Below are 26,464 nucleotides of genomic sequence, written 5' to 3' on the forward strand. Positions count from 1 at the left end.
CCGGAGACGTTGATATCAATCCTGCGAGTGCCCACACAGATTGTCTGATAAATTGTTAAAGAGCAGTGCAGTCAGTGGCGTTAGCCGTCCTGCTGCGAGGTGGCGTATATTACGCTTTCCTCCTTCGGAGTCAACTTCTTTTTGAGAAGTTTTTTCCGGCGGTTCAGAGACTTCCCGAACCTCCTGAGTGGCTGACTTGTCAGTCGCTGTGCCGTCTCAGTGGTTGCGCATTATAGGGAGGCCGAGCGGGAACGCAAGCAGAAATATTAAGTTTTTATCTGCTTGCTGAAACTTCGTGCGAAACGCTGCTTTTTAGCCCTGTTTGATGCGTGCAGGCAGCTCTGCAAGGCTATTTAGCACCCAATCTGCCGCTTTTTCACCCTCGGCGGTAACGGGCTTCCCGGTGCGAACCAGTACTTTTTTACCCACTCCAGCCGCCGCACCTGCCATCATGTCCTCTATTTTGTCGCCAACCATATAAGAAGCGGCCATATCAATGTGCAATTCCTGCTGTGCAGACAGCAGCATTCCCGGCTGCGGTTTACGGCAGTCACAGTTTTGACGAAGCTCTTCTACTACAGCTTCAGGATGATGTGGGCAGAAATAGATGCCATCGAGATCGACATCACGATCGGCGAGCGACCAGTCCATCCACTCGGTCAGGTGCATAAACTGATCTTCGGTAAACATACCGCGGGCGATACCAGACTGGTTGGTCACCAGCACCAGCGCGAAACCCATCTTCTTTAATTCGGCCATGGCTTCAATAACGCCATCGATAAACTCAAAGTTGTCGCTTTCTGAAACATAGCCATGATCGATATTAATGGTGCCATCACGATCGAGAAAAATTGCCGGGACATTGGTAGCCACGTAGTCACTCCTGCTAAAAAATTTGCCATAGAGTATCTCACGATTGCCATAGAAGAGAGAATGCCAGTTTGAAGGACTTCGATTGATTTAGACGTCTGGATGCCTTAACATCCAGTTGCGTTCTGCTTTACTGCTGAATGCATAAGTAAGAATGAACGCCACGGACAACCCCCATCACGATAATAAATAAAGCAATGATAAAACTTTCAAATATTACCAAAGTGTTCCAGCAGGGTTCACGCACGATTACAGCGCTGTCCGATGTCAGCCTGCACGTGCCTGCCGGGCAAATTTACGGGGTTATCGGCGCTTCCGGCGCCGGTAAAAGTACCCTTATTCGCTGTGTTAATCTGCTGGAGCGCCCGACCTCCGGTAAAGTGCTGGTCGATAATCAGGATCTCACCACGCTCTCATCAGCACAGCTGACGCTGGCACGCCGCCAGATTGGCATGATCTTCCAGCATTTTAATCTGCTGAACTCCCGAACTGTTGCAGGCAACGTTGCGCTGCCGCTGGAGTTGGGCAATATGTCGAAAGCAGAAATAAAGAACCGCGTGGTTGAGTTGCTGGAACTGGTCGGCCTGGCCGATAAGTATGACTCATGGCCAGCCAACCTTTCCGGCGGTCAGAAGCAACGTGTGGCAATTGCTCGCGCACTGGCCAGCAATCCAAAAGTTCTGCTGTGCGATGAGGCCACCAGCGCCCTCGATCCGGCAACCACGCGTTCAATTCTTGAATTGCTGAAGGATATTAACCGCCGCCTGGGTATCACCATCCTGCTAATCACTCATGAAATGGATGTGGTGAAACGCATCTGTGACTGCGTCGCGGTGATTAGTGACGGTAAGCTGATTGAACAGGATACGGTGAGTGAGGTCTTCTCCCATCCTAAGACGCCGCTGGCCCAACAGTTTATTCAGTCCACACTGCATCTGGATATTCCTGAAGATTACCTTCAGCGCCTGTCCCCTGAAGCCCGTGAGAATACCGTTCCTTTACTGCGTCTGGAATTTACCGGCCAGTCGGTTGATGCCCCCCTCCTTTCAGAATCCGCTCGCCGTTTCAATGTGAATAACAACATTATCAGCGCTCAAATGGATTACGCGGGCGGCGTCAAGTTCGGCATTATGCTGGCAGAAATCCACGGTAGCGCCGACGATACTAAGGCCGCTATCGCGTTTCTGCAGCAAAATCATGTAAAGGTAGAGGTATTAGGTTATGTCTGAGGCAATGATGTGGTTAATGGGCCGCGGCATCTGGGAAACCCTGATGATGACCTTTGTCTCCGGCTTTTTTGGTTTTGTTATCGGTCTGCCGGTCGGCGTACTGCTTTACGTTACCCGCCCGGGACAGATTATCGCGAACGCAAAACTCTATCGCGTGCTGTCGGCGGTGGTTAACATCTTCCGCTCGATCCCTTTCATTATACTGCTGGTGTGGATGATTCCATTCACCCGAATGATTGTCGGAACTTCAATCGGTCTTCAGGCGGCGATTGTACCGTTGACCATTGGTGCGGCACCGTTTATTGCACGTATGGTGGAAAACACCCTGTTAGAGCTGCCAACCGGTCTGATTGAAGCCTCGCGCGCCATGGGCGCAACCCCGCTGCAAATCATCTGTAAGGTTCTGCTACCGGAAGCGCTGCCGGGTCTGGTGAATGCAGCTACTATTACTTTGATCACCCTGGTGGGTTACTCCGCAATGGGCGGTGCAGTGGGCGCAGGCGGCCTGGGGCAGATTGGCTATCAGTATGGCTATATTGGTTATAACGCCACTGTGATGAATACCGTTTTAGTCCTGCTGGTTGTTCTGGTGTATCTGATTCAGTTTGGCGGCGATCGCATTGTTCGCGCGGTCACTCATAAGTAAACACAACAGTAATATTCGTTATTTAAGGAAGGGACATGTCTTTTAATTTTAAAACGTTTGCTGCCGTAGGCGCACTTATCGGTACTCTGGCTCTGGTTGGCTGCGATCAGAAAGAGAAAGATCCAAACCACATCAAGGTGGGTGTGATTGTCGGTGCCGAGCAGCAGGTTGCTGAAGTGGCACAGAAAGTGGCGAAAGAGAAATATGGCCTGAACGTGGAGCTGGTGACGTTTAACGACTACGTACTGCCTAACGAAGCACTGAGCAAAGGCGATATTGACGTCAATGCCTTCCAGCATAAGCCATACCTCGATCAGCAGATCAAAGATCGCGGCTACAAACTGGTTGCAGTGGGTAACTCCTTCGTTTATCCGATTGCCGGCTATTCGAAAAAAATCAAATCACTGGATGAACTGCAGGAAGGCGCGCAGGTTGCCATTCCTAACGATCCAACCAACCTGGGTCGTTCACTGCTGCTACTGCAGAAAGTGGGCCTGATTAAACTGAAAGATGGCGTTGGTCTGCTGCCAACCTCACTGGATGTTGTTGAGAATCCGAAAAACATCAAACTGGTTGAGCTGGAAGCGCCACAGCTGCCGCGCTCCCTGGACGATCAGCAGATCGCACTGGCGGTAATTAACACTACCTACGCCAGCCAGATCGGCCTGACCCCGGCGAAAGACGGTATCTTCGTAGAAGATAAAAACTCCCCATACGTTAACCTGATCGTTGCGCGCGAAGATAATAAAGACGCAGAAAACGTGAAGAAATTCGTTCAGGCCTATCAGTCTGACGAAGTTAACGAAGCGGCTAACAAAACCTTTAACGGCGGCGCGGTTAAAGGCTGGTAATACTTTAATGCAGGCCGTACCAGCGGCCTGCATGCTTTACGAATAACTGACTCCCGTTCTGCATATCCCGCTCTCCCCTTGTTATTTCTGCTACGGCTTGCTTCAATAACGCCACTTTTACCGAACATGAGGATTCCCCATGCGTGTTTTGCCGCTCTGTTTGCTGGCCCTGTCGCTGACAGGCTGTTCGCTGCTGCAGAAACCCTACCAGCCCATCACGCCAATCGAGAAACCAGCGCAAACGGAACCTGCACGTGCTAAACCTACGGCTCATCCAGCTCCGGTAAAACTGTATACCGATGCGGCTGAACTGGTCAGCAAGCCTTTCCGCGATCTCGGTGAGGTGTACGGTGATGACTGCCAAAGCAGCACCCAGGACTCTCCACCGAATATTGCGACTGCACGCAAGCGGATGCAGGTCCGGGCTTCAGGCATGAAGGCCAATGCTGTACTGCTGCACAAGTGTGAAATTGTGAGTTCAGCACAGGGATGCTACCGCCAGGCGATTTGTCAGGGCTCGGCACTGAAAGTCTCCAATTAACAATCGTTATTGGTCCACTCAGCCAGAATCCTCAAGAATTTATTGCGATATTTCATCTCGCAACCTATGACAAAAAGTAAGAACCATGCCGTAAAATATCGCTAAAAAGGAAGATGAAAATCATTATTTTTTAATTACTTAGTAAGATTGCGGGTTAATTATGGGGTTGTTATATTCAGCCCCCACAATTAACATAAAAGGGATTTTCCATGCGTCTTATTACATTTTGTTTGCTGGCTATGGCTCTGGCAGGTTGTACTGCACAGTCTCATAAAACTAAGCCGATCCAGGCTGCAACACCCGTTCAGCACGCTACTCCAGCCAAAAAAATGCTGACCAACACCACCAGCCCGAGCATTGCTATTTATAACAGCGTTGAAGCGCTGAACGGCAAAGCGTTTCTTGCGCTGGGTGGCGTTTCAGGTAATGATTGCCAGATTCAAGCGAATGATTTCCCACCTAATCTGGTAAACGTTCGCCAGCAAATGCAAAAACGCGCTGCCGCACTGTCAGGTAATGCCCTGCTGATGCAAAGCTGCGAAGTATTGAGTGGCTTACCCGGTTGCTACCGCGAAGCCACATGTCAGGGTTCAGCCATAAGAGTCGCAGAGTAAATGTCGTCATTCTCCTTCCAGCAAATTGGTACTATTCATTCCCCCTGGAAGGAGAAATTCGCCGTTCCCAGACAGCCCGGTCTGATTGAGGACGGCGGTGGTGAACTTCGTCTTTTACCTCCCTATAACCAGCCGGAAGCGGTGAGAGGCCTTGAGGCATTCAGCCACCTCTGGCTGCTGTTTATTTTCCATCAAACCATGGAAGGTGGCTGGCGCCCTACCGTACGACCACCGCGTCTGGGCGGTAATGCGCGCATGGGCGTATTCGCTACCCGATCAACCTTTCGCCCTAATCCAGTCGGGATGTCCCTGGTTGAGCTGAAAGGTATCCGCTATGAACAGCAGCAGGTTATTCTGGAGCTGGGCAGTCTCGATCTGGTCGACGGCACGCCGATTGTCGATATCAAACCCTATTTGCCTTTTGCCGAAGCCCTGCCCGACGCGCGCGCGGGTTTTGCCCAACAGGCCCCCGCAGCAGATATGCCCGTTTTCTTTACTCCGGCAGCCCAGGAACAGCTGGCACAACATCGGCTTCGTTATCCACATCTTGAGCGTTTTATTTCTCAGGTGCTGGCACAGGACCCTCGCCCGGCCTACCGTAAAGGCGAAGAACCGGATCGGGAATATGCTGCCTGGCTGCTGGATTTTAACGTTCGCTGGCGTGTCACCCTTGCGGGTACCGAAGTTATCGCTATCGACCCACGTTAATTTAGTCCGGCATCTTTTGACTCACCCGACACGCTGGTACACTAGCCGCCACGTTTTTTGACTCTCTTCCGTTCATATGGAATCGTAACTCATGCGTACTACTCAATACCTGCTCTCCACTCAAAAGGAGACACCTGCCGACGCTGAAGTGATCAGCCACCAGCTGATGCTGCGCGCCGGGATGATCCGCAAACTGGCATCCGGCCTTTATACCTGGTTACCGACCGGCCTGCGCGTGCTGAAAAAAGTTGAAAACATCGTGCGCGAAGAGATGAACAACGCCGGTGCCATTGAGATTTCGATGCCGGTTGTCCAGCCTGCCGATCTCTGGCAGGAGAGCGGCCGCTGGGAGCAGTACGGTCCGGAGCTGCTGCGCTTTGTCGATCGCGGCGATCGTCCTTTTGTACTCGGCCCAACGCATGAAGAAGTGGTCACCGATCTGATTCGCAATGAACTGAGCTCCTACAAACAGCTGCCGCTGAATGTATTCCAGATCCAGACGAAATTCCGCGATGAAGTCCGTCCGCGCTTCGGTGTGATGCGCTCGCGCGAATTTATCATGAAAGACGCTTACTCATTCCACACCACGCAGGAATCGCTGCAGGAAACCTACGACGCGATGTATCGCGCCTACAGCCAGAGCTTCACCCGCATGGGACTGAACTTCCGTGCGGTTGATGCCGATACCGGTTCAATCGGCGGTAGCGCTTCCCACGAGTTCCAGGTACTGGCACAAAGCGGTGAAGACGATGTGGTGTTCTCCACCGAGTCAGATTACGCGGCCAATATGGAAAAAGCGGAAGCGGTAGCACCAGCCGGTGGCCGTGCCGCGCCATCTCAGGAAATGGCGCAGTTCGATACGCCAAATGCCAAAACTATCGCCGAGCTGGTTGAGCAGTTTAACCTTCCGGTTGAGAAAACCGTGAAAACGCTGATGGTGAAAGCGACAGAAGAGAGCGGCCACACGCTGGTTGCCCTGCTGGTACGCGGCGACCACGAACTGAACGAAGTCAAAGCTGAGAAAATTGATATCGTTGCGGCACCGCTGACCTTCGCGACCGAAGAAGAAATCCGTGCGCTGGTAAGCGCTGGCCCGGGTTCGCTTGGTCCTGTTGGCCTGCCAATGCCAATCGTCGCAGACCGTACCGTTGCCGCGATGAGCGACTTCAGCGCCGGTGCGAACATCGATCACAAACACTTCTCGGGTATTAACTGGGAGCGCGATCTGCCGCTGCCGCGCGTCGCGGATATCCGCAACGTCGTGGAAGGCGATGCCAGCCCGGATGGGAAAGGTACGCTGCAGATTAAGCGTGGTATCGAGGTGGGTCATATCTTCCAGCTCGGCACCAAATACTCGGAAGCGATGAAAGCCTCCGTACAAGGTGAAGATGGCCGTAACCAGATTATGACCATGGGCTGCTACGGTATCGGTATCACCCGCGTTGTGGCGGCGGCAATTGAGCAGAACCACGATGAACGCGGCATCATCTGGCCAGCCGCATTGGCACCGTTCCAGGTCGCGATCCTGCCAATGAATATGCAGAAATCATTCCGCGTGAAAGAGCTGGCGGAAGAGCTGTACAGCACGCTGCGAGCCAAAGGCATTGATGTGATCCTTGACGACCGTAAAGAGCGTCCGGGTGTGATGTTTGCCGATATGGAGCTGATTGGCGTGCCGCATACCATCGTGATTGGCGATCGTAATCTCGACAGCGAAGAAATTGAGTACAAATCCCGCCGCGAAGGTGAGAAGCGTATGATCAAAACCAACGAGATCGTTGAGTTCCTGGTTGCCGAACTGGCGAAGTAATTCACTGGTTTATTAACGAAAACGGCCATCGCTAATGCGGTGGCCGTTTTATTTTAAGCGGAGAAAGACGCTTAGCTGGCGGGCTGTTGCGAACGGGCGGTTAAATGATAGCGCTGCTGATTACTCAGCGGCACACCACGGACCGATAACACCTCAAGTCCCTCTTCCGTTGGGCGGAACAGCTGTTTCTCGCCGTTCATCGCCACCAGCGTTAACGTGTCTGCCGTGCGCGCCCACTTGCCGTACTGAGCAAACCGCATTCCATTGGCACCCATTTCTCGCTGCTCCAGTACATAGCTGCCATCAGCGGCCAGGAAAAGCGAAGATTCGCTGTCGCGGCAGTTTTGCCCACAGGGCATTAGCCCGCTATAGCTCTGACGCATCGGTTCCAGTGCCGCATACTGCTGCGCGGGCTGATGGTTATTACAGCCAATCAGCGTGGCAAGTACCAGTGCGGCACTGAAACTTAACAAAACCGTTTTCATCGCATCTCCTGCTGCCTGAATAAATAGACCCAAGGTCCGTTAGTCGCTGCGAACTTTGCCGCGAAGCGATTTGGTCGACGATTTACGCGCTTTACTCTCCAGCCTGCGCTTTTTAGATGCCAGCGTCGGGCGCGTACTGCGGCGAACCTTTTCAACAACCGTCAGCTCAAGGATTAAATTCTCCAGCCTTTTTAATGCCGCCTCACGGTTCATGTCCTGGCTGCGATACTCCTGCGCCTTGATAATCACTATGCCCTCAGGCGTAATCAAATGATGACTGGCGGCCAGCATGCGCGACTGATAAAACTCGGGCAGGCTGGAAGCCCGGATATCAAAACGCAGATGAATGGCCGTAGAGCTTTTATTCACGTGTTGCCCACCCGCCCCCTGCGCACGAATCGCAGTAATGTCGATTTCAGCGTCGGGAATGGTGACATTACGTGAAAGAATAATCATGGCTTCTTACCTGCATCCAACCACGTCTCAAACTGAATTTCAAGGTGGTGGGTATCATCAGATAGCCAGATTGTGCCATCCTGAATGGTTGCCTGTAACTGCATGGAACGGGATGCAAGCTGGGTGAGTGCGCTGAGCTGTTCATCGTTCAGGTAACGAATGGACAAATTATCCTGCTGTGCCAGCTTGTTCTGATTCTGCTGCCACCAGGGCTGTGCCGCACGCCAGTTATAGGCATACAGCCAGACGTGCTGCGAACGACTGCAGGCTTTTTTAATACGTCGCTCTTCGGGCAGCCCCAGTTCTACCCACAGATCAATGCCGTTATGATCGTTAAGCTGCCAAATTTCCGGCTCATCCTCGGCGCTTAAGCCGCGGGTAAACGTTAAACGTTCATGGGCATGAACCATCCACGCCAGCAGTCGTAGCATCAGGCGCTCTTCGGTTTCAGACGGGTGACGTGCCAGCGTCAGTACCTGGTCAATAAATACATTGCGGTCCATATCCGCGACGTTAACCGTCGCTTTGTAAATCGTTGCTTTCAGTGCCATAGGGATCCTTATCTTCGTTACCGGTCATTGTAACCGATGGCGCAGCAATTCACCCGTACCCGGCTGATTTCCGATAAAAGCCTGTGCTATAGTCGATGTTAGTCAGAGAAACACTCTGAAGGAGGTGCAAGTGCAAAACTATTGTGAATTAGTTCGCCGTAAATATGCCGAGATCGGCAGTGGCGACCTGGGATACGTGCCGGATGCTCTGGCCTGCGTATTGAAAGCACTCGATGAAATAGCCGGGAATCCTGAGCTAAACTCTTCCATCAGGGAACAGGCAGCCTTTGCTGCCGCTAACTTATTGGTGAGCGACTATGTTGACGAATGAAGCCTACAAACCGATCAACTGTGATGACTACGACAGCCTGGAACTCGCCTGCCAAAAACACTGGACGCTGGCGCTGACGCTGAAAAGCGGCGAGCAGTTAAAAGCCAAAGCGAAAGATATTCTGTCGCGGAAAAACGTTGAGTACCTGACGGTGGAGATTGCCGGTGAAACCAGCGACCTCCGCCTCGATCATATTGCCAGTTTCAGCCATCCCGACCTCGGCACCGTCGTGGTTAGCGAGTCAGATTAACCCACACGTCAATCATAACAGGGGCGGAAAACACCTCGCCCCTTCCCCGTCAGGGCTTCAGGCCCGCGTAGTACGCCGCTAAATCATCGATATCTTCATCACTGAGACCGGCAACAAACGCCTTCATCACCTCAGCCTGTCCGCCACTGCGGGCACCCGTTTTATACGCGTGTAGCGCCAGTCCAAGATACGCCTCATTTTGCCCAGCCAGATTAGGGTAGATCGGCGCAGCGGCTTTACCGTCTGCACCATGGCAGGCCATACAGGCTGCGGATTTTTGCTGCCCGGCGCTGCTGTCACCCGCCGCAATAACCGGCAGGCTGGTTAACAGAAACATCGCTGCCGTCAGGCTTTTTTTCAACATAGCACTCCCTGAATTCATTGTTGCCAGCGTATCCGCCAGGCGGTTTCCGCTGAAGATGGCGCCCCTTCATGGGTCACAAATACCCCCAACGCGGCAATCAGCTGTTCACCATAAAACAGCAGCGGTATACGTTCACGCCGCCAGGGCGGAATACCGGCCTCCTGCCAGAGCTTTTTCAGCGGGCGGCTGCCCGCACGGCCCACGATATGAAACGAGCCCCGCGCCTGAAATCGTACGCTGACCGTTTCCGATGACTGCGGCTGACGCAGCGATATCCCGGCATCATCTACAGCCAGCTGCCCCAGCTCAGCCGGTAACGTCAACGGCAACCAGGGTGCAGCCCAGTCGATCTGACGATCGGCCAGCGGCTCAGATGGGCGTAACCACCACAGACGATCGCGAAAACGACGAACTTCAGAAACTCCAAGCCGCAGGCACGGCGTGGCATCTTCACGGCTCAGCACCACCTCCTGCCACAGCCGCTCAAGCCCTTCCCGCGAGGGCATCGCACCGTTTTGCCGCGCAATCCAGCGCCGCAGCAGCGCAGCGCGGCGGACCGGGCTCATGCTCAACAGCGGCGTGAAACCCAGGCTTCCATCTTCGGCGATCAGCGCATCAAGCGACTCGGCCAGCAGCTCGTCAAGCAGTTGCTCCTGTTCGCCGCACAGTGCGGCGCTGCGGGCAGCGGCGGCAGAAAAGTGTGGCCAGCGTTCATTCAGTAACGGCAATATCTCTAAGCGCAGGAAGTTGCGGTCATAGCGCGTGTCCTGATTACTCTCATCTTCAATCCAGCTGAGCCGATGGCGCGCGGCCCACGCCTCAAGCTGCTGACGACTGAAATCCAGCAGCGGGCGCAGATGCAGATTGTCACCGCGCATCTGCACCGGTGACATGGCTGCCAGGCCCGCCGGGCCGCTACCGCGTTTGAGCGCCAGCAGCAGGGTTTCACTCTGATCGTCCCGGTGCTGCGCGGTCAACAGCGTTTCCTCCGGATCGATGTGCTGAGCCAGCGCCTGATAGCGTGCGCTTCTCGCCGCCGACTCAATGCCCCCCAGCCGCGCATCAACCGTCACCTTCACCACCTCCAGCGGCACCTGCCACTCCGCACACTGGCGGCGGCAGTGTGCCACCCAGCCGTCCGCCAGCGGGCTAAGACCATGATGAACGTGCAGCGCCCGCAGTCGCAGCGTCGGCCACTGCTGGCGCAGCTGCACCAGCTGGTGAAGCAGCACGGTGGAATCCAGACCGCCGCTGTAGGCCAGCAGTACGGGCTGCTCTGCCGTCAGTGAGCGTTCAAGATGAGCAAGATCTGACATGGTAATCCTAAAGAGAACACCCGGCGCGGTACGCCGGGTTTGGACGTTCCTATTTTAAGCCTGATACAGTTCCAGGGGCAAACCGTCAGGATCGCTGAAGAAGGTAAAACGCTTGCCGGTCAGCGGATCGATGCGAATATCTTCACAGATCACGCCGCGTTCGCTCAGATACTGCGTGGCGGCATCAATATCCTCCACGCTGAATGCAAGATGGCGCAGGCCGCAGGCTTCCGGCCGCGAAGGCCGCGACGGGGGTTCAGGGAACGAAAACAGCTCAATCACATAGCTGCCGTTCAGTGCCAGATCGCCCTTCCAGGAATCACGCGCTTCGCGATATACCTCTGCCATGAGCGTAAAACCCAGAATATCGCAGTAAAACGCTCGGCTGAGCGGATAGTCTCGCGCAATAATCGCGATATGATGCACCTGCTTTAACTGTAAACCGGACATGCTGTCACCTGAATCAATGCTGTTTAGCAGTACCTTACGCAGCGACGAACCTGACCGCAACGGGTGAGATTCCGTAAAACGGCCTAAATTACCGCGTCATCTTTCAGCACCCGCACCAGATACTGCCCGTCCTCGGTAAGGGTGGCACCGTGTATATCCGTTTCAAAGCCGGGATAGCGCTCCCCCACCGAACACAGCATCAACAGAAAATCGAGCACGGCGCGGCTTTCAGCAGTGATCATTTCACCCGGCATTACCACCGGTACGCCCGGTGGATAGGGCAGGATCATATTGGCCGAGATCCGCCCCACCAGCTCGCTGATATCCACGGTTTCAACATTGCCCTTAACCTGCTGCTGGAACATCTGGTGTGGAGTAAGTTTCATCTCCGGCAGTACGGCAAACGCCTGCAGCATCAGGCGCGGTAAGTCATGCTGGCAGATCAGTGAGTGGATCCCCTGCGCCAGATCCTGAATACGCATATTGCGATAAAAGTCCGGATCTTCCGCATACAGATCCGGCAGCATATTTTTGACCCGCAGATTAAGGTCGTAAGCCCGCTTGAACTCCGTCAACCCGCGCAGCACGCTCATCGCTTTGGTTTTATCAATGCCGATACTGAACAGGAACAGCAGATTGTAAGGCCCGGTTTTCTCCACCACGATACCGCGCTGATCGAGGAATTTCGCTACCAGCGCCGCCGGGATCCCCTCTTTCGCCATCTCGCCAAGCTCGCTCATACCGGGAGTCAGGATAGTGACTTTGATCGGATCAAGGTACATATGATCGGCATCCGCATCGCGAAAACCGTGCCAGTCCTCCTCGCCAGGCTGGATCGGCCAGCATTCCGGTTCATCAATGCCTTCCGGCTGCCAGATATCGAAGAACCAGCCGTCTGACTCTTCGCGCAGGCGCTGGATTTCACGGCGGAAATGCAGTGCCCTCTCAACCGAACGGTTAATCAGCCGCTTACCGGGATTACCGCGCAGCATGGCCGCCGCCGTTTCAATGGAAGCGACGATTGAATAGTTGGGCGACGTGGTGGTGTGCATCATATAGACCTCATTAAAGGTCTGTTCGTCGTAGTCGCCCTTAATGTGGATCAGCGACGCCTGCGAGAAAGCGGCCAGCAGTTTATGCGTCGACTGCGTTTCATAAATCACTTTCCCCGCCGTTCGCTCGCCGCTCATGCCGCTCAACCCGATGTAGATAGGATGAAAATTGGTATACGGCACCCAGGCAGAATCAAAGTGGATAGAGGGAACGTCCAGCGTCTCCTTAATATACTGCGTGTTATACAGCAGCCCGTCGTAGGTTGAATTGGTAATCACCGCGTGAACCGGCCAGCTGGCACGCGGCGTCTGGGCCACTTTCTGTTCAATACTCTCTCTGGTGAACTCTCGTTTCGGTATACCACCGAGTATCCCCAGAGCGTTGCGCGTCGGCTTCAGCCAAATCGGAATAACATCACTCATCATCAACAGATGGGTCAGTGATTTATGGCAGTTGCGATCGACCAGCACGGTGCTTCCGGCGGGGGCTGCATACATGCCGACGATTTTATTTGAGGTCGAGGTTCCGTTAGTGACCATATAGCTCTGCTCGGCACCGAAGGTGCGGGCAACATATTCTTCGGCCTCAAGATGCGGACCGGTATGGTCGAGCAGCGATCCCAGTTCGGTCACCGAGATGGAAATATCCGCCTTCAGAGTGTTTGCACCAAAGAAATCGTAAAACAGGCAGCCTACCGGGCTTTTCTGGAAGGCCGTTCCGGCCATGTGTCCGGGGGTACAGAAGGTGTATTTTCCTTCTTTAACGTAGGTGAACAGCGCGCGGGTCAGCGGCGGCGTGATGTTTTCCAGATACTCATCGGTGTACTGGCGTATCCTCTGAGCGATATCCTCTGCCGCGTTAAGCGCATATTCGAAGAACCAGATCGCCATACGCATTTCGTTAATGCTGACGTCCATCGTCGAATGGGTATTGATAAAAGCATACAGCGGCAGATATTCGTTCAGCTGATTGATTTCACTGCAAAGCTCAAAGCTGTGTTCATCCCAGTCAAAAATCACGCCGCTTATTCGCGGGTTGTGCTCAATCAGCTTCAGCAGGTCCGCAGCATCGTGCGGGTAGATGGTCTGGAAGCCCTGTAATTGCAGTGCGGCATCCAGCTGTCGGATTGGTTCATCTTTATAAAAAACGTTGTGCGGTCCTACGATCGCGATAATGTTCAATGCTTACCTCCATCTGCATACAAAGGCGGAAGATTGCTTCCGCCTGGTCAAGACCGGTTGACCCTGCAGTCAAACTGTAAGCATAGCGGATCGCATCCTCTTGCGCTTATCCCTGCGGGTAAGCCTTAGCAATGTTTGCCTGAGCGCTCATCGACAGCTGCGCGGTAATGTCCTGTAGCACATAAAGATCGCGACGCCGGGTCCAGGGTTGATCGGACTGTGGGTCATACCATCGCGGCAGGGAAATTCCCCCGGGTGCAAACCCACGCACCTTACGCGCCGCACAGGTCATAATGCAGCGTTTAACATGGTCGCGATGACCCACGATCGCTGCCTTGCCCATTATTGCAGGATCGCCGGAAAAGTATTTGTTAATAATTTCCTGTACAACACCATCAGTGCTGAGATAAATCAGCTTACCGCTTTCATCCCAGTAGGGCTCTATAGAAATAATGTCACTTCGTGGAATATCCGAAAACTCGGAGGAATCCATCCAGCGCGCAATTTCCCATTGCAGATAGAGAGGCATGCGTTTATTACGCCATACGGCAGCACAGCATTGGGCCAGTGCCCTGTTCATCGGTCCAGGTAAAGCAAGCTTATTGGGATCGTGTTCAGGATTAGGTCGGTTGCCGAAGGCGAAAGCCATCACCATACTGGCCTCCTGTATGCGGCCAGTCGGTGGTGTCATGTTAAAAGCGGCATCCAGAATAAACGGGGCCAGAATATCGGCCGTGTGGCGATCCTCCAGCTGGTCGCTCAGCTGATTAAGCGCCATCCGATCGAAGGTTTTATCTTTGTGTGGCTTTTCTGCTGAAACGCAGCCGCCAACGGCGGCAGCTGCCGGGAGGGTCAGTAAACCCATGGCTAATTTACGACGATTAATATCCATAATTTCCCTTCCTTTTAGTGAGTTAGCAAAAAAAGGCTAACATGATTCGGGAAAGATTACAGATAGCATAAATTGTGAAAATTCTGAGACAAAAAAGGCCCCTGAGGGGCCTTGGTTGCGAGGATGACGAAATTAAGCGTAGCCGTAATTCATCAGGCGCTGATAACGACGATCCAGCAATTCCTCTTTGCTCAATGCATCCAGCTCCGCCAGATCTGAAAGCAGCTGCGCTTTCAGAGAATCAGCAATCGCCAGTGGATTACGGTGCGCGCCGCCCAGCGGTTCCGGGATCACGGTATCGATCAGGTTCAGCTCTTTCAGACGTGGGGCAATAATCCCCATCGCTTCCGCAGCCAGCGGCGCTTTGTCAGCGCTTTTCCACAGAATCGATGCGCAGCCTTCCGGTGAGATCACCGAGTAGGTGCTGTACTGCAGCATATTCACTTTGTCGCCCACGCCGATAGCGAGTGCACCACCTGAACCACCTTCACCAATCACCGTACAGATAACCGGCACTTTCAGACCGGACATCTCACGCAGGTTGCGGGCGATAGCTTCAGACTGACCGCGCTCTTCCGCACCCACACCCGGATAAGCACCAGGGGTATCGATAAAGGTGACGATAGGCATATTAAAACGCTCGGCCATCTCCATCAGACGCAGCGCTTTACGGTAACCTTCCGGTGCCGGCATGCCGAAGTTACGGCGAATTTTCTCTTTGGTTTCGCGCCCTTTCTGATGACCAATGATCATCACCGGACGGCCTTCCAGACGAGCGATGCCGCCAACAATGGCTTTATCATCGGCATAGGCACGGTCGCCCGCCAGCTCATCAAAATCGGTGAAAACGTTACGAACATAATCCAGCGTATAAGGACGCAGCGGATGACGCGCAAGCTGCGCGATCTGCCATGCACCTAAATCGGAGAAGATTTTACGGGTCAGTTCCACGCTTTTATCGCGCAGACGCTGAACTTCTTCATCCAGATTAATATCCAGTTTTTCATCCTGACGGCCAACCGATTTCAGTGAATCAATTTTCGCTTCAAGCTCTGCGATTGGCTGTTCAAAATCCAGGTAATTAAGACTCATAATAATCCTGTTTTAGTCAAACTCCAGTTCCACCTGCTCCGATCCTATCAACGACCGCAGATCGTTTAATAAACGATCGCTGGGCGACACGCGCCAGGTCGCGCCAAAGCGCAACTTCGCCCGCGCATCCTCTCTCTGATAGTAGAGATGTACCGGAATTGTCCCCGAACGATGGGGTTCCAGGGATTGACGGAGACGGTTCAAAAGCTGGTCATCAATTTGCCTGTCCGTCAGCGATATAGCAAGTCCACGCGCATATTTTTCGCGTGCTTCGTCGATGTCCATCATATCTCGGGCCATCATTTTAAGCCCGCCGTTGAAGTCATCAAAGCTGACCTGTCCGCTGACGATCAGGATACGGTCTTTTTCCAACATATGCTGGAACTTATCTAACGCATCTGTGAATAACATCACTTCCAGACGACCCGAACGATCGTCAAGTGTACAGATACCAATCCGGTTACCGCGTTTTGTTACCATTACGCGGGCCGCCACCACCAGACCGGCCGCAGTGGTCATTTTGCCACGTTCGGTCGGGTGCATGTCTTTCAGGCGCAGTCCACCGACATAGCGCTCAATTTCTTTTAAATACTGATTAATCGGGTGACCGGTTAAGTAAAGCCCTAAAGTCTCTCTTTCGCCATCCAGCTGGATCTGTTCAGGCCAGGGTGTGACGTCAGAATAGGACTTTTCTACCTGCTCAGGCGCTTCCGCCAGCACGCCAAACATATCCGCCTGGCCAATCGCTTCTGCTTTCGCATGCTGATCGGCAGCCTTCAACGCATCGGGCAGCGCACTCATCAGCGCGGCACGGTGTGGCCCCAGACGGTCAAATGCACCGGACATAATCAGTTTTTCCAACACCCGCTTGTTCAGCTTTTTGGTGTCGGTACGGGCACAGAGGTCGAACAGCTCGCGGAAGTATCCTCCCTCGTTACGCGCCTCAATGATCGCTTCGATCGGGCCTTCGCCGACGCCCTTAATTGCCCCGATGCCATAAACGATTTCGCCATCGTCATTAACGTGGAACTGATACAGCCCGGAGTTAATATCCGGCGGCAGCACCTTGAGGCCCATACGCCAGCACTCATCCACCAGGCCAACCACCTTCTCGGTGTTGTCCATATCGGCGGTCATTACCGCGGCCATAAACTCGGCCGGATAGTGCGCCTTCAGCCACAGGGTCTGATAGGAAACCAGCGCATAGGCGGCAGAGTGTGATTTGTTAAAGCCGTACCCGGCGAATTTCTCCACTAGGTCAAAGATCTTAATCGCCAGTTCGCCGTCAACGCCGCGAGCTTTCGCGCCGTCTTCAAAGCCGCCGCGCTGCTTGGCCATTTCAACCGGGTTCTTTTTACCCATTGCGCGACGCAGCATGTCCGCGCCGCCCAGACTGTATCCCGCCAGCACCTGGGCAATCTGCATAACCTGTTCCTGATACAGGATGATGCCGTAGGTGGGTTCCAGCACCGGCTTCAGCGACTCGTGCTGCCACTGAATATCAGGATAGGAGATTTCCTCACGTCCGTGCTTACGGTCAATAAAGTTATCTACCATGCCGGATTGCAGCGGCCCGGGACGGAACAGGGCAACCAGAGCGATCATATCTTCGAAGCAGTCGGGCTTCAGGCGCTTAATCAGATCCTTCATGCCGCGCGATTCAAGCTGGAAGACCGCGGTGGTTTCCGAACGCTGCAGCATGTCGAAGCTTTTCTGGTCTTCAAGCGGGATGGCCGCGATATCGATCGGCTCAAGCCCCTCTTTTTTACGCCGCGCGTTGATCATTCCCAACGCCCAGTCAATGATCGTCAGCGTACGCAGGCCGAGGAAGTCGAACTTGACCAGCCCTGCGTATTCCACGTCATTCTTATCGTACTGAGTAACGGGGTGGTTGCCGTTTTCATCACAGTAAAGCGGCGCAAAGTCGGTAATTTTAGTCGGCGCGATAACCACGCCCCCGGCGTGTTTACCGGCGTTACGTGTGACGCCTTCCAGCTTGCGCGCCATATCAATCAGCGCTTTAACCTCTTCATCCGCCTCGTAGATTTCCGGCAGCTGTGGTTCAGCGGCAAAGGCTTTTTCCAGCGTCATCCCCGGATCGGGCGGCACCAGCTTGGAAATACGATCGACGAAGCCGTACGGATGCCCGAGCACGCGCCCCACATCGCGAATAACCGCCTTCGCCGCCATCGTACCGAAGGTAATGATCTGCGATACCGCTTCACGCCCGTACATTTCCGCCACGTGATCGATGACCAGGTCGCGCTTCTCCATACAGAAGTCAACGTCGAAGTCCGGCATGGAAACACGTTCAGGGTTGAGGAAGCGTTCGAACAGCAGGTCAAACTCCAGCGGATCGAGGTCGGTGATTTTCAGCGCATACGCCACCAGCGAACCGGCACCGGAACCACGACCCGGCCCCACCGGTACGTCATTATCCTTCGACCACTGGATAAACTCCATTACGATAAGGAAGTAGCCAGGAAACCCCATCTGGTTGATAACATTGAGTTCAACATCCAGACGCTCGTCATATTCCGGCCGGCGTTCGGCACGCAGCTGTTCATCAGGGAACAGGAATTCCAGACGCTCTTCCAGCCCCTCTTTCGATTTCATCACCAGGAAATCTTCGGTGGTCATTTCACCGGTCGGGAACTGCGGCAGGAAGTATTCACCAAGGCGGATGGTCACGTTACAGCGTCGGGCAATTTCCACGCTGTTTTCCAGCGCTTCCGGGATGTCCGAGAACAGCTCGCACATCTCCTCTTCCGTCCGCATATACTGCTGCGGGCTGTAGTTTTTCGGGCGCTTGGGATCGTCAAGCGTGAAGCCGTCGTGGATCGCCACACGGATCTCATGGGCGTCAAAGTCATCTTCCTGCAGGAAGCAGACTTCGTTGGTTGCCACTACCGGTATCCCTTCAGCAATCGCCAGATCGACCGCTGCGTGCAGGTAAACCTCTTCATCCTGGCGGCCGGTACGGATCAGTTCCAGATAGTAACGATCCGGGAAATAGGTCTGGTAGAAGCTCAGGCACTCGGCAACGCCGGTGGGATTGCCGCGCAGCAGCATTTTGCCGACGTCACCGCGCCGCCCACCGGAGAGCAGAATAATGCCCTGCTGGTGCTCCATCAGCCAGTCGCGGTCAATGGTCGGGCCCGCCGGTCCGTAGCCACGCTGGTAGGCGCGGGAAATCAGCAGGGTAAGGTTTTGATAGCCTTCGTTATCCGCAGCGAGCACGGTCAGCTGGCTCAGTTCATCGCCCATCAGCGGACTGGCAACGTTAAAATCTGCGCCGATAATCGGCTTCATTCCCTGCCCGTGTGCAGTCCCGTAAAACTTGACCAGCCCGCACAGGTTGGTGAAATCGGTGATACCAATTGCCGGCATACCCATTTTCGCCGCATTTTTCACCAACGGGCCCGTCTTCGCCAGTCCATCGATCATGGAGTAGTCGCTGTGAACGCGTAAATGAATAAAACGAGGTTCGGCCATCTGGGATTCCGTTAAAACTGAAGGGGAAGATTACAGCGTACGGGAACGCGTAGCGGCAATTTCAGCATCCAGCAGCGCATTGCGCACCGGAGCAAAACTGCGGCGATGATGCGGCGTTGCACCGTGCTGCGTCAGTTTTTCCATATGCAAGGCGGTTGGGTAGCCTTTGTGCTGGGCAAAACCGTATTCGGGATACAGCAGATCCAGCTCGGCCATTTCACGATCGCGCGTCACCTTGGCGATAATGGAAGCCGCACTGATTTCACGCACCAGGCTATCCCCTTTGACCACAGCCTGGCTGGGCATCGCCAGCGCCGGGCAGCGGTTGCCGTCAATCAGTACAAAATCAGGCGTGATATGCAGACCGGCCACGGCACGCTGCATCGCCAGCATAGTGGCATGCAGGATATTGATCCGATCGATCTCTTCCGGTTCTGCCCGTCCCAGGCTCCAGCTCAACGCTTTCTCGACGATTTCATCGTACAGCGCCAGCCGCCGCTTTTCAGACAGTTTTTTCGAATCGGCCAGGCCCTGGATAGGGTTGGCAGGATCGAGAATTACTGCGGCGGTTACCACGGCACCGACAAGCGGGCCACGCCCTACTTCATCAACGCCAGCAATCAGCGCGGCGTTGGGATAAATAAAATCACTCATGGACACAGCTCCAGTACGGCGGCCGCAGCCTGTTCATCCGCATTCCAGCGGATTTGGTGGTGCAACTCGGTAAAGGTCGCCAGTAACTGTTGACGAGCTTCACCGTTGAACAACAGTGGTTCCAGCGCCGCAGCCAGTTTCTGCGGTTCACACTCGTCCTGCAACAGCTCTTTCACCAGCTCACGACCGGCCAGAAGATTGGGCAGTGAAACATAATCCGTTTTCACCAGGCGTTTCGCCAGCCAGAAAGTGAACGGCTTCATACGGTAGCCCACGACCATAGGACATTTCGCCAGCATACACTCCAGCGCGGCAGTGCCGGAGGCAAGCAGTGCGGCATCGCTGGCCACCATTGCAGTGCGGCCTTTGCCATCCAGCAAATGCATGGTCAGATCCGGCGCAACGTCGGCTTTTATCTTTTCAAACTGCTCGCGGCGGCGCGGATTGACCAACGGTACAACCACCTCCAGCTGCGGGTATTTTTGCCGCAGCAGCATGGCGGTACGCAGGAAATCTGCGCTGAGCATTTCCACTTCGGCATTGCGGCTTCCCGGCAGCAGAGCGAGGCAAAGCGCATCGGGCGCGATGCCCAGTTCCTGCCGCGCAGCCAGCTTATCAGGCTCTATCGGCATCGCATCGGCCATCGTATGGCCGATAAAGCGGCAGGGTACATTAAAGCGGTCATAAAAGGCTTTTTCAAACGGCAGGAAGGCCAGCACCAGATCGGTAGCACGGCCTATTTTAAATACCCGCTTTTGCCGCCATGCCCAGACTGACGGGCTGACGTAATGAATCGTACGGATACCACGCTGTTTCAGACGTTCTTCCAGCGTAATATTGAAATCGGGCGCATCAATACCGACGAAAACATCGGGCTTCAGCTCGGTAAAGCGGGCAGTCAGATCCCGGCGAATATGCAGGATACGGCGCAGCCGTCCGAGTACCTCGACGATACCCATCACGGCTAACTCTTCCATCTCATACCACGCTTCGCAGCCTTCGGCCTGCATCAGCGGGCCCGCTACGCCAACGAAACGGGCATCAGGATGCTTTGCCTTCAGCGCACGGATCAGACCGGCACCAAGAATATCGCCGGAGGTTTCTCCGGCGACAAGGGCAATCGTTAAGGGATGCTTAGGCATGAGTTAACGAATCAGACCCCGGGTCGAGCGCGCAAAGAAGTCATAGAAAGGCTGAACTTCAGGGTGCACTTTCGCCAGCTCGGCAATCTCTGGCTTCACTTCATCCAGCGTCTTACCGCTGCGGTACAGCAGCTTGTAAGCATTACGGATTGCGTGCAGGGCATCTTTGCTGAAGCCACGGCGCTGCAGGCCTACAAGGTTAATACCAAATGGCGTTGCGTGATTACCCTGGGCGATAACGTAAGGAGGAACGTCCTGCGCCACACCGGAACAGCCGCCGACCATCACATGCGCGCCAATGATGCAGAACTGATGCACCGCCGTCATACCACCGATAATCGCGAAGTCATCGACGGTAACGTGGCCTGCCAGCGTGGCATTATTCGCCAGGATGCAGCGATTGCCAACGACACAGTCATGGGCAATATGCGCATTCACCATCAGCAAATTATCATCACCCAGTTTGGTCACGCCTTCTGCCTGAGCAGTACCACGGTGGATAGTCACGCTCTCGCGAATGCGGTTACGATCGCCAATCTCAACACGGGTAGGTTCACCGGCGTATTTCAGATCCTGGTTTACCTCACCGATGGAGGCAAACTGGTAAATGGTGTTGTCCTTACCAATACGGGTATGGCCATTCACCACGACGTGCGATTTTAGAATCGTGCCTTCACCGATTGATACATTAGCGCCTACGACGCAAAAGGGACCAATCTGAACGCCAGCGCCAATGACGGCACCTTCTTCAACGATCGAACTTGGGTGAATTACGGCGGTGCTGTCAATCACGAATTAAGCCTCCCGGCTGCGGGCACACATCATTGTTGCTTCGCAGACAATTTTACCGTCAACGGTTGCCACGCCCTTAAAGCGCGTTAACCCACGGCGGGTTTTCTCGAAGGTCACTTCCATGATCATCTGGTCACCAGGCACTACAGGGCGCTTAAAGCGCGCTTCGTCAATTCCGGCGAAGTAGTACAGCTCACCCGGTTCCAGTTTCCCTACGCTCTTGAACGCCAGAATTCCCGTGGCCTGAGCCATCGCTTCCAGGATCAACACGCCTGGAAAAATCGGCTTACCAGGGAAATGGCCCTGGAAAAACGGTTCGTTAACCGAGACGTTCTTCACCGCACGCAGATACTTGTGCTCTTCAAACTCAAGCACGCGATCGACCAGCAGAAACGGGTAGCGGTGCGGCAGTAGTTCAATAATCTCTTCAATCTTCAGAGTATGCGTTTCAGTAGTCAAAATACTCTTCCTGTCCTAAACATTCTGATGGCATCAATAACACGGCCTGCAACAATCGGAGATCGTTAGCAGGCCGCAAATCATTTCCGTGCGCTTGGCTTTCCCTGCTTAGCATGTTCTATTTATGAAAGCTGGGCAGCGTAAGTGGTGAATCGTCGCTCAGTCTTTATCAACCTTGCGTTCGACGGCCTTCAAGCGTTTGCTCAGTTCGTCGATGTTCATCACCAGCGCTGCAGTTTTGCGCCAGGTTTTGTTGGGCTGCAGTGGAATCCCCGAAGAGTATACCCCAGGTTCGGTGATTGGTCGCATCACCATTCCCATTCCAGTGACGGTTACTTTGTCACAAATTTCCATATGACCATTAATTACGCTGGCACCGCCGATCATGCAGTAACGACCGATCTTAAGACTGCCAGCCATAATCACTCCGCCTGCAACGGCAGTGTTGTCACCGATCACAACATTGTGTGCAATCTGGCACTGATTATCTATGATAACACCATTCCCGATTTGAGTGTTATCCAGCGCACCACGATCGATGGTGGTACAGGCGCCGATCTCAACGCGATCGCCAATAATGACCGTGCCGAGCTGGGGAATTTTCACCCAATTGCCGCGATCGTTGGCATAGCCGAAACCGTCAGCACCAATGACTGTACCTGACTGGATCAGGCAATCGCTGCCGATTTGCACTTCGTGGTAAACGGTCACATTGGCCCAAAGGCGGCTACCGGCACCAATTCGTGCTTTTTTCCCAACGAAGCAGCCAGCACCGATAACCGCGTTATCGCCCAGCACGACGTCGGATTCGATCACCGCATTTGCGGCAATCGAGACATTTTTGCCCAAAGTCGCAGTAGGATCGATCACTGCGTGAGGCGAGATAGCGGTGGCCGGCTGCGGTGTGGTATCCAGCAACTGTGCCATACGGGCATAGGTCAGATAAGGATTTTTCACTACCAGAGCCGCGCCAGCAAAGCATTCGCGGTCTGCTTCTAACAGCACCACGGCAGACGCCTGACAGGTAGCCAGCTGTTCACGATAACGGCTGTTGGAAAGGAAAGTGATCTGACCGGTTTGAGCGGATTGCATAGAAGCAATGCCGGAGATGGCGATATCGCCATCTCCGTGCAATTCTGCATCCAACTGCTGGGCTAAATCAGCCAGTCGAATTGAAGACATGTATTATTTAACCTGTTTCAGTACATCTGCAGTGATGTCTTTTGCTTTAGCCGAATAGGCTACAGCATTCTGATCGATAACCACATCATAGCCTTCGCTATCAGCAACTTTCTGCACGGCATCCTGAATGCGGCTCAGAATTTTGTTGCGCTCTTCAGCCTGACGACGACGGTTATCCTGCTCGAAAGCCTGCGCTTTGGTTGAGAAGGTTTCACGCTGTGCCATCACGTCTTTTTCCAGGCGGCTACGATCGCTGGCTTTCATGGTAGAACCGTCACGCTGTAAACGCTGCATTTTAGTTTGCAGATCGCGTTCCATGCCCTGAAGTTCGGTAGCACGGCCTTTGAATTCATTCTCAAGCTGCTTCGCAACGGTCGCACGCGCTGGTAACTGTTGGAAAATGCTGGAAACGTTCACCACTGCAATTTTGTCAGCTGCCTGGGCTCCAGCGGAAACCGCCATAGCAATACCCAGACCTGCGGCACACAACAACTTTTTCACTATAAACTCCTTACCATCAACGTTTGTGTCATGGACACATGTGTTGCGCATTGTGTGGCCTGCTTAAGCAGGCCATCACTTAACTGCGCGATACTCTTTTGCGTACTTCCTTGCTACACCGAATTACCAGGTTTTACCAATGTTAAACTGGAACTGTTCGGCTTTATCTCCATCATACTTTTTAAACGGCTGAGCGTAGGAGAACACCAGAGGACCTAAAGGTGACATCCACTGCAACGCTAAGCCTGCAGACATACGAATGTTGCTTGGATCGCTATAGTCAGGAATACCTGCCGCACGCGTTTCGGCGGTGTTTTCCCACTTAGTATCCCAGACCGTACCCGCATCCACAAACAGTGACGTACGTACCGAGTTCGAGTACTTCTCACTGATAAATGGCGTTGGCGTAATCAGCTCAAGGCTGGCGACAGCCATGGCGTTACCACCGATCGCATCGTCTGAATTACAGACTTTGTTCACGTCAGTGCCGGAACAGTCTGAAGAACCGTTGTTCAGGTATGCCGCTTTCGGACCAATGTTATTGGAACGGAAGCCACGCACGGTGCTGGATCCACCGGCATAGAAGTTCTCATAGAACGGCAGCTCTTTGCTGCTGAGCCCGTCACCATAACCTACGCGGCCACGGCCCAACATCACCCAGGTACGATCCTGATTCAGCGGCAGATACTGTTGCGTATCCAGCGTTGCCTTATAGAAGGCGTTGTCTGAACCAGGAATGGTGATTTTACCATTCAGGTTAGTACGGTTACCGGACGTCGGGAAGAAACCGCGGTCCAGCGTGTTGTATGTCCAGCCGTAGTTAAAGGTGAAGTCATCGGCCGAATAGTCTTCATCACCCGCAATTGTTGGATTTTGCCCAACAGAACGCAGATAGCGCCACATAGCAATCTGCGGCTGCATGTTAGACAGGCTGTTATGCACATAACCCAGTCCCACACGCAGGGTGTTGTTTTCGTTCACCGGGAAGCCCAGCGTGCCGTCTAAACCATAGCTCTTGTTGGTATAGTCAGACAGGTCAGCATCATCTGCTTTAAAGTCGTTGTAGAAAATACGACCACCCAGGCTGACACCGTCGACCGTAAAGTACGGATCGGTCAGAGAGAATTCAGCATAGGTCTGATAATCGTTTTTGGTTCCGCTAATACCGACCGTATTACCGGTACCCAGCCAGTTATCCTGGGTCACACCCACCTGGAAGCTGACGCCGCTTTCAGTACCGTAACCGATACCAAAGTTCAGCGTACCGGTATTACGCTCTTTCACCTTATAGACGACGTCTACCTGGTCCGGCGAGCCCGGTACGCGCTGCGTATCGGTATCCACGGTTTCGAAGTAACCAAGGCGGTTCAGGCGCTCTTTACCCTGCTCAACCAGGTCGCTACCCAGCCATGCGCCTTCCATCTGGCGCATTTCGCGACGCAGTACGGAATCTTTCGAGGTATCGTTACCTTCAAAGCGAACTTTACGCACGTAATAACGGTTGCCCGCGTCCACATTCACATGCAGCTTAACGGTTTTATTGCTGTCGTCGATTTCAGGCTGAGTCTGAACGCGCGGGTAGGCATAGCCATAGCGCCCCAGAAGCTTCTTGATATCGTCTTCCATACGGGTCACTTTGGCACCGTTATAGAGTTCACCCGGGGTGATTTTAGTCAACCCTTCGATCTCCGCCGAGTGCCCTGCCAGGTTGCCGTTTACCGTCACGCCAGAGAGCTTGTACTGATCGCCTTCGGTGATGTTAACGGTAATGTAAATGCCTTTTTTATCCGGCGTCAGGCTGACCTGGGTGGAATCGATGTTGAAACGAGCATAGCCGCGATCCAGATAGAAGCTGCGCAGCGTCTCAAGGTCACCGGCCAGTTTCTGTTTCTGGTATTTACGATCGCCCACCACGTTCCACCACGGCACTTCGTCACGCAGCTGGAAGCGGGAGATCAGCTCTTCAGAGCTGAAGGCTTTGTTACCAACGATGTTGATCTGCTGAATCTGTGCGGAAACACCTTCGGTAAACACCAGCTTCAGGTCAACACGGTTGCGCGGCAGCGGCGTTACCACTGCTTTAACGCTGGCACTGTATTTACCGACGCTGTAGTAGAAGTCTTCCAGTCCCTTCTCAATCGAGGAAATAGTGGTGCGATCCAGTGCTTCACCCACACGCACGCCTGAAGCTTCGAGGTTTTGCTTCAGCATGTCTTCTTTCACCGCTTTATTGCCGGAGAAGGTGATGCTGGCAATCGTCGGACGCTCTTTAACCTGAACAATCAGCGTGTTGCCATCGCGCAGGACCTGAACGTCTTCAAAATTCCCGGTCGCAAAAAGTGCGCGGATAGTATTACTGAGATCTTCATCGGAGACAGTGTCTCCCACGCGGACTGGCATACTGAGCAATGCCGCACCGACGGCGACTCGCTGCAGGCCTTCGAAATGAATATCCTTCACTACGAATCCGTCTGCACCGTATACGGTAGCGCTGCTAAGCAGCAGCGACGCTATGAGCAACTTTTTCATCGCCATCGTTGTTATGCATT

The 26,464-nt window shown here is 53.8% G+C and carries 27 protein-coding genes; 9 read left to right on the plus strand and 18 right to left on the minus strand.

Features of this window, described 5'->3' with window-relative positions:
- Nucleotides 1-312 precede the first annotated feature (312 nt).
- A complete protein-coding gene (gene gmhB / locus OMR58_RS13390) occupies nt 313-873 on the minus strand; it encodes a D-glycero-beta-D-manno-heptose 1,7-bisphosphate 7-phosphatase (protein ID WP_105595473.1) in 561 nt (186 codons plus the stop codon).
- A 194-nt stretch (nt 874-1,067) separates the two neighbouring features.
- Between gmhB and metN the strand changes: the two genes are divergently transcribed.
- The 7 genes from metN (at nt 1,068) to proS (ending at nt 7,269) form a co-directional block, all read left to right on the plus strand.
- Nucleotides 1,068-2,099: a methionine ABC transporter ATP-binding protein MetN gene (gene metN / locus OMR58_RS13395; RefSeq protein ID WP_264546184.1), complete on the plus strand. Its 1,032-nt coding sequence runs from the start codon at nt 1,068-1,070 to the stop codon at nt 2,097-2,099.
- Nucleotides 2,092-2,745 (plus strand): methionine ABC transporter permease MetI, encoded by a 654-nt coding sequence (locus OMR58_RS13400; protein WP_105595471.1) that lies wholly within the window; start codon nt 2,092-2,094, stop codon nt 2,743-2,745. The genes metN and OMR58_RS13400 overlap by 8 nt, the downstream gene beginning before the upstream one ends.
- 35 nt (nt 2,746-2,780) lie before the next feature.
- The gene (locus OMR58_RS13405; RefSeq protein WP_105595470.1) at nt 2,781-3,596 is read left to right on the plus strand and encodes a MetQ/NlpA family lipoprotein; all 816 of its coding nucleotides are present in this window, start codon (nt 2,781-2,783) and stop codon (nt 3,594-3,596) included.
- 139 nt (nt 3,597-3,735) lie between these two features.
- Complete coding sequence (rcsF, locus tag OMR58_RS13410; protein ID WP_200545318.1) at nt 3,736-4,137, plus strand: Rcs stress response system protein RcsF; 402 nt, start codon at nt 3,736-3,738, stop codon at nt 4,135-4,137.
- 209 nt (nt 4,138-4,346) lie between these two features.
- Nucleotides 4,347-4,751 (plus strand): Rcs stress response system protein RcsF, encoded by a 405-nt coding sequence (rcsF, locus tag OMR58_RS13415; protein WP_264546185.1) that lies wholly within the window; start codon nt 4,347-4,349, stop codon nt 4,749-4,751.
- Nucleotides 4,752-5,459: a tRNA (N6-threonylcarbamoyladenosine(37)-N6)-methyltransferase TrmO gene (gene tsaA, locus OMR58_RS13420; protein ID WP_264546186.1), complete on the plus strand. Its 708-nt coding sequence runs from the start codon at nt 4,752-4,754 to the stop codon at nt 5,457-5,459. It begins immediately after the preceding gene.
- 91 nt (nt 5,460-5,550) lie between these two features.
- Nucleotides 5,551-7,269 carry a proline--tRNA ligase gene (gene proS / locus OMR58_RS13425; protein WP_200563030.1) on the plus strand — a complete coding sequence of 573 codons (1,719 nt, stop codon included), beginning with the start codon at nt 5,551-5,553 and terminating at the stop codon, nt 7,267-7,269.
- Nucleotides 7,270-7,340: 71 nt separating this feature from the next.
- Here proS and OMR58_RS13430 read toward each other — a convergent pair whose 3' ends face one another.
- From OMR58_RS13430 to OMR58_RS13440, 3 genes are read right to left on the minus strand one after another with little or no spacing between them, the layout of a single operon-like run.
- The gene (locus tag OMR58_RS13430) at nt 7,341-7,754 is read right to left on the minus strand and encodes a copper resistance protein NlpE N-terminal domain-containing protein (RefSeq protein WP_200563032.1); all 414 of its coding nucleotides are present in this window, start codon (nt 7,752-7,754) and stop codon (nt 7,341-7,343) included.
- Nucleotides 7,755-7,793: 39 nt separating this feature from the next.
- Nucleotides 7,794-8,210, minus strand: a complete 417-nt coding sequence (gene arfB / locus OMR58_RS13435) for an alternative ribosome rescue aminoacyl-tRNA hydrolase ArfB (RefSeq protein ID WP_105595464.1) — start codon at nt 8,208-8,210, stop codon at nt 7,794-7,796.
- A complete protein-coding gene (locus tag OMR58_RS13440) occupies nt 8,207-8,761 on the minus strand; it encodes a YaeQ family protein (protein WP_105595463.1) in 555 nt (184 codons plus the stop codon). The genes arfB and OMR58_RS13440 overlap by 4 nt, the downstream gene beginning before the upstream one ends.
- Nucleotides 8,762-8,891: 130 nt before the next feature.
- Between OMR58_RS13440 and OMR58_RS13445 the strand changes: the two genes are divergently transcribed.
- Entirely contained in the window at nt 8,892-9,092 is a 201-nt protein-coding gene (locus tag OMR58_RS13445; protein ID WP_105595462.1) for a YaeP family protein, read from the plus strand.
- On the plus strand, nt 9,079-9,342 hold the full coding sequence (rof, locus tag OMR58_RS13450; RefSeq protein ID WP_105595461.1) for a Rho-binding antiterminator: 264 nt from the start codon (nt 9,079-9,081) through the stop codon (nt 9,340-9,342). The genes OMR58_RS13445 and rof overlap by 14 nt, the downstream gene beginning before the upstream one ends.
- A 49-nt stretch (nt 9,343-9,391) precedes the next feature.
- On the opposite strand, the gene OMR58_RS13455 is transcribed toward rof, so the two are convergent.
- From OMR58_RS13455 to bamA, 14 genes are all read right to left on the minus strand, one after another.
- Nucleotides 9,392-9,706 (minus strand): c-type cytochrome, encoded by a 315-nt coding sequence (locus OMR58_RS13455; RefSeq protein ID WP_105595460.1) that lies wholly within the window; start codon nt 9,704-9,706, stop codon nt 9,392-9,394.
- Nucleotides 9,707-9,720: 14 nt separating this feature from the next.
- Nucleotides 9,721-11,022: a tRNA lysidine(34) synthetase TilS gene (tilS, locus tag OMR58_RS13460; protein WP_200563036.1), complete on the minus strand. Its 1,302-nt coding sequence runs from the start codon at nt 11,020-11,022 to the stop codon at nt 9,721-9,723.
- 54 nt (nt 11,023-11,076) lie between these two features.
- Nucleotides 11,077-11,472 (minus strand): VOC family protein, encoded by a 396-nt coding sequence (locus OMR58_RS13465; protein ID WP_105595458.1) that lies wholly within the window; start codon nt 11,470-11,472, stop codon nt 11,077-11,079.
- An 83-nt stretch (nt 11,473-11,555) separates the two neighbouring features.
- Nucleotides 11,556-13,706, minus strand: a complete 2,151-nt coding sequence (locus OMR58_RS13470) for a lysine decarboxylase LdcC (protein WP_264546187.1) — start codon at nt 13,704-13,706, stop codon at nt 11,556-11,558.
- Nucleotides 13,707-13,812: 106 nt separating this feature from the next.
- Nucleotides 13,813-14,598 carry a hypothetical protein gene (locus OMR58_RS13475; protein WP_234472048.1) on the minus strand — a complete coding sequence of 262 codons (786 nt, stop codon included), beginning with the start codon at nt 14,596-14,598 and terminating at the stop codon, nt 13,813-13,815.
- A 132-nt stretch (nt 14,599-14,730) separates the two neighbouring features.
- Nucleotides 14,731-15,690, minus strand: a complete 960-nt coding sequence (gene accA, locus OMR58_RS13480) for an acetyl-CoA carboxylase carboxyl transferase subunit alpha (protein ID WP_200545309.1) — start codon at nt 15,688-15,690, stop codon at nt 14,731-14,733.
- Nucleotides 15,691-15,702: 12 nt separating this feature from the next.
- Entirely contained in the window at nt 15,703-19,185 is a 3,483-nt protein-coding gene (dnaE, locus tag OMR58_RS13485) for a DNA polymerase III subunit alpha (RefSeq protein ID WP_105595454.1), read from the minus strand.
- A 30-nt stretch (nt 19,186-19,215) separates the two neighbouring features.
- The gene (rnhB, locus tag OMR58_RS13490; RefSeq protein WP_200563038.1) at nt 19,216-19,839 is read right to left on the minus strand and encodes a ribonuclease HII; all 624 of its coding nucleotides are present in this window, start codon (nt 19,837-19,839) and stop codon (nt 19,216-19,218) included.
- On the minus strand, nt 19,836-20,981 hold the full coding sequence (gene lpxB, locus OMR58_RS13495; protein ID WP_200545306.1) for a lipid-A-disaccharide synthase: 1,146 nt from the start codon (nt 20,979-20,981) through the stop codon (nt 19,836-19,838). Before lpxB ends, rnhB begins: the two co-directional genes overlap by 4 nt.
- Nucleotides 20,982-20,984: 3 nt before the next feature.
- Complete coding sequence (gene lpxA, locus OMR58_RS13500; RefSeq protein WP_264546188.1) at nt 20,985-21,773, minus strand: acyl-ACP--UDP-N-acetylglucosamine O-acyltransferase; 789 nt, start codon at nt 21,771-21,773, stop codon at nt 20,985-20,987.
- Nucleotides 21,774-21,776: 3 nt separating this feature from the next.
- Complete coding sequence (gene fabZ, locus OMR58_RS13505; RefSeq protein ID WP_105595450.1) at nt 21,777-22,232, minus strand: 3-hydroxyacyl-ACP dehydratase FabZ; 456 nt, start codon at nt 22,230-22,232, stop codon at nt 21,777-21,779.
- Nucleotides 22,233-22,391: 159 nt separating this feature from the next.
- Nucleotides 22,392-23,414, minus strand: coding sequence for a UDP-3-O-(3-hydroxymyristoyl)glucosamine N-acyltransferase (gene lpxD, locus OMR58_RS13510; protein WP_264546189.1), 1,023 nt, complete (start codon nt 23,412-23,414; stop codon nt 22,392-22,394).
- 3 nt (nt 23,415-23,417) lie between these two features.
- Nucleotides 23,418-23,915 carry a molecular chaperone Skp gene (skp, locus tag OMR58_RS13515; protein ID WP_105595448.1) on the minus strand — a complete coding sequence of 166 codons (498 nt, stop codon included), beginning with the start codon at nt 23,913-23,915 and terminating at the stop codon, nt 23,418-23,420.
- Between the two features lie 123 nt (nt 23,916-24,038).
- Nucleotides 24,039-26,450: an outer membrane protein assembly factor BamA gene (gene bamA / locus OMR58_RS13520; protein WP_264546190.1), complete on the minus strand. Its 2,412-nt coding sequence runs from the start codon at nt 26,448-26,450 to the stop codon at nt 24,039-24,041.
- Nucleotides 26,451-26,464 lie beyond the last annotated feature (14 nt).

Origin of the sequence: Erwinia sp. INIA01 (assembly GCF_025947915.1) — a bacterium.
Classification (GTDB): Bacteria; Pseudomonadota; Gammaproteobacteria; order Enterobacterales; family Enterobacteriaceae; genus Erwinia; species Erwinia coffeiphila.

Coding starts and splice junctions, on each gene's coding strand:
- accA (WP_200545309.1), bottom strand. CDS start 15,690: ATGAGTCTTAATTACCTGGATTTTGAACAGCCAATCGCAGAGCTTGAA.
- arfB (WP_105595464.1), bottom strand. CDS start 8,210: ATGATTATTCTTTCACGTAATGTCACCATTCCCGACGCTGAAATCGAC.
- rof (WP_105595461.1), top strand. CDS start 9,079: ATGTTGACGAATGAAGCCTACAAACCGATCAACTGTGATGACTACGAC.
- OMR58_RS13475 (WP_234472048.1), bottom strand. CDS start 14,598: ATGGATATTAATCGTCGTAAATTAGCCATGGGTTTACTGACCCTCCCG.
- tilS (WP_200563036.1), bottom strand. CDS start 11,022: ATGTCAGATCTTGCTCATCTTGAACGCTCACTGACGGCAGAGCAGCCC.
- metN (WP_264546184.1), top strand. CDS start 1,068: ATGATAAAACTTTCAAATATTACCAAAGTGTTCCAGCAGGGTTCACGC.
- lpxD (WP_264546189.1), bottom strand. CDS start 23,414: ATGTCTTCAATTCGACTGGCTGATTTAGCCCAGCAGTTGGATGCAGAA.
- proS (WP_200563030.1), top strand. CDS start 5,551: ATGCGTACTACTCAATACCTGCTCTCCACTCAAAAGGAGACACCTGCC.
- tsaA (WP_264546186.1), top strand. CDS start 4,752: ATGTCGTCATTCTCCTTCCAGCAAATTGGTACTATTCATTCCCCCTGG.
- rnhB (WP_200563038.1), bottom strand. CDS start 19,839: ATGAGTGATTTTATTTATCCCAACGCCGCGCTGATTGCTGGCGTTGAT.
- OMR58_RS13455 (WP_105595460.1), bottom strand. CDS start 9,706: ATGTTGAAAAAAAGCCTGACGGCAGCGATGTTTCTGTTAACCAGCCTG.
- bamA (WP_264546190.1), bottom strand. CDS start 26,450: ATGGCGATGAAAAAGTTGCTCATAGCGTCGCTGCTGCTTAGCAGCGCT.
- lpxB (WP_200545306.1), bottom strand. CDS start 20,981: ATGCCTAAGCATCCCTTAACGATTGCCCTTGTCGCCGGAGAAACCTCC.
- rcsF (WP_200545318.1), top strand. CDS start 3,736: ATGCGTGTTTTGCCGCTCTGTTTGCTGGCCCTGTCGCTGACAGGCTGT.
- dnaE (WP_105595454.1), bottom strand. CDS start 19,185: ATGGCCGAACCTCGTTTTATTCATTTACGCGTTCACAGCGACTACTCC.
- OMR58_RS13405 (WP_105595470.1), top strand. CDS start 2,781: ATGTCTTTTAATTTTAAAACGTTTGCTGCCGTAGGCGCACTTATCGGT.
- rcsF (WP_264546185.1), top strand. CDS start 4,347: ATGCGTCTTATTACATTTTGTTTGCTGGCTATGGCTCTGGCAGGTTGT.
- OMR58_RS13440 (WP_105595463.1), bottom strand. CDS start 8,761: ATGGCACTGAAAGCAACGATTTACAAAGCGACGGTTAACGTCGCGGAT.
- OMR58_RS13430 (WP_200563032.1), bottom strand. CDS start 7,754: ATGAAAACGGTTTTGTTAAGTTTCAGTGCCGCACTGGTACTTGCCACG.
- OMR58_RS13400 (WP_105595471.1), top strand. CDS start 2,092: ATGTCTGAGGCAATGATGTGGTTAATGGGCCGCGGCATCTGGGAAACC.
- OMR58_RS13465 (WP_105595458.1), bottom strand. CDS start 11,472: ATGTCCGGTTTACAGTTAAAGCAGGTGCATCATATCGCGATTATTGCG.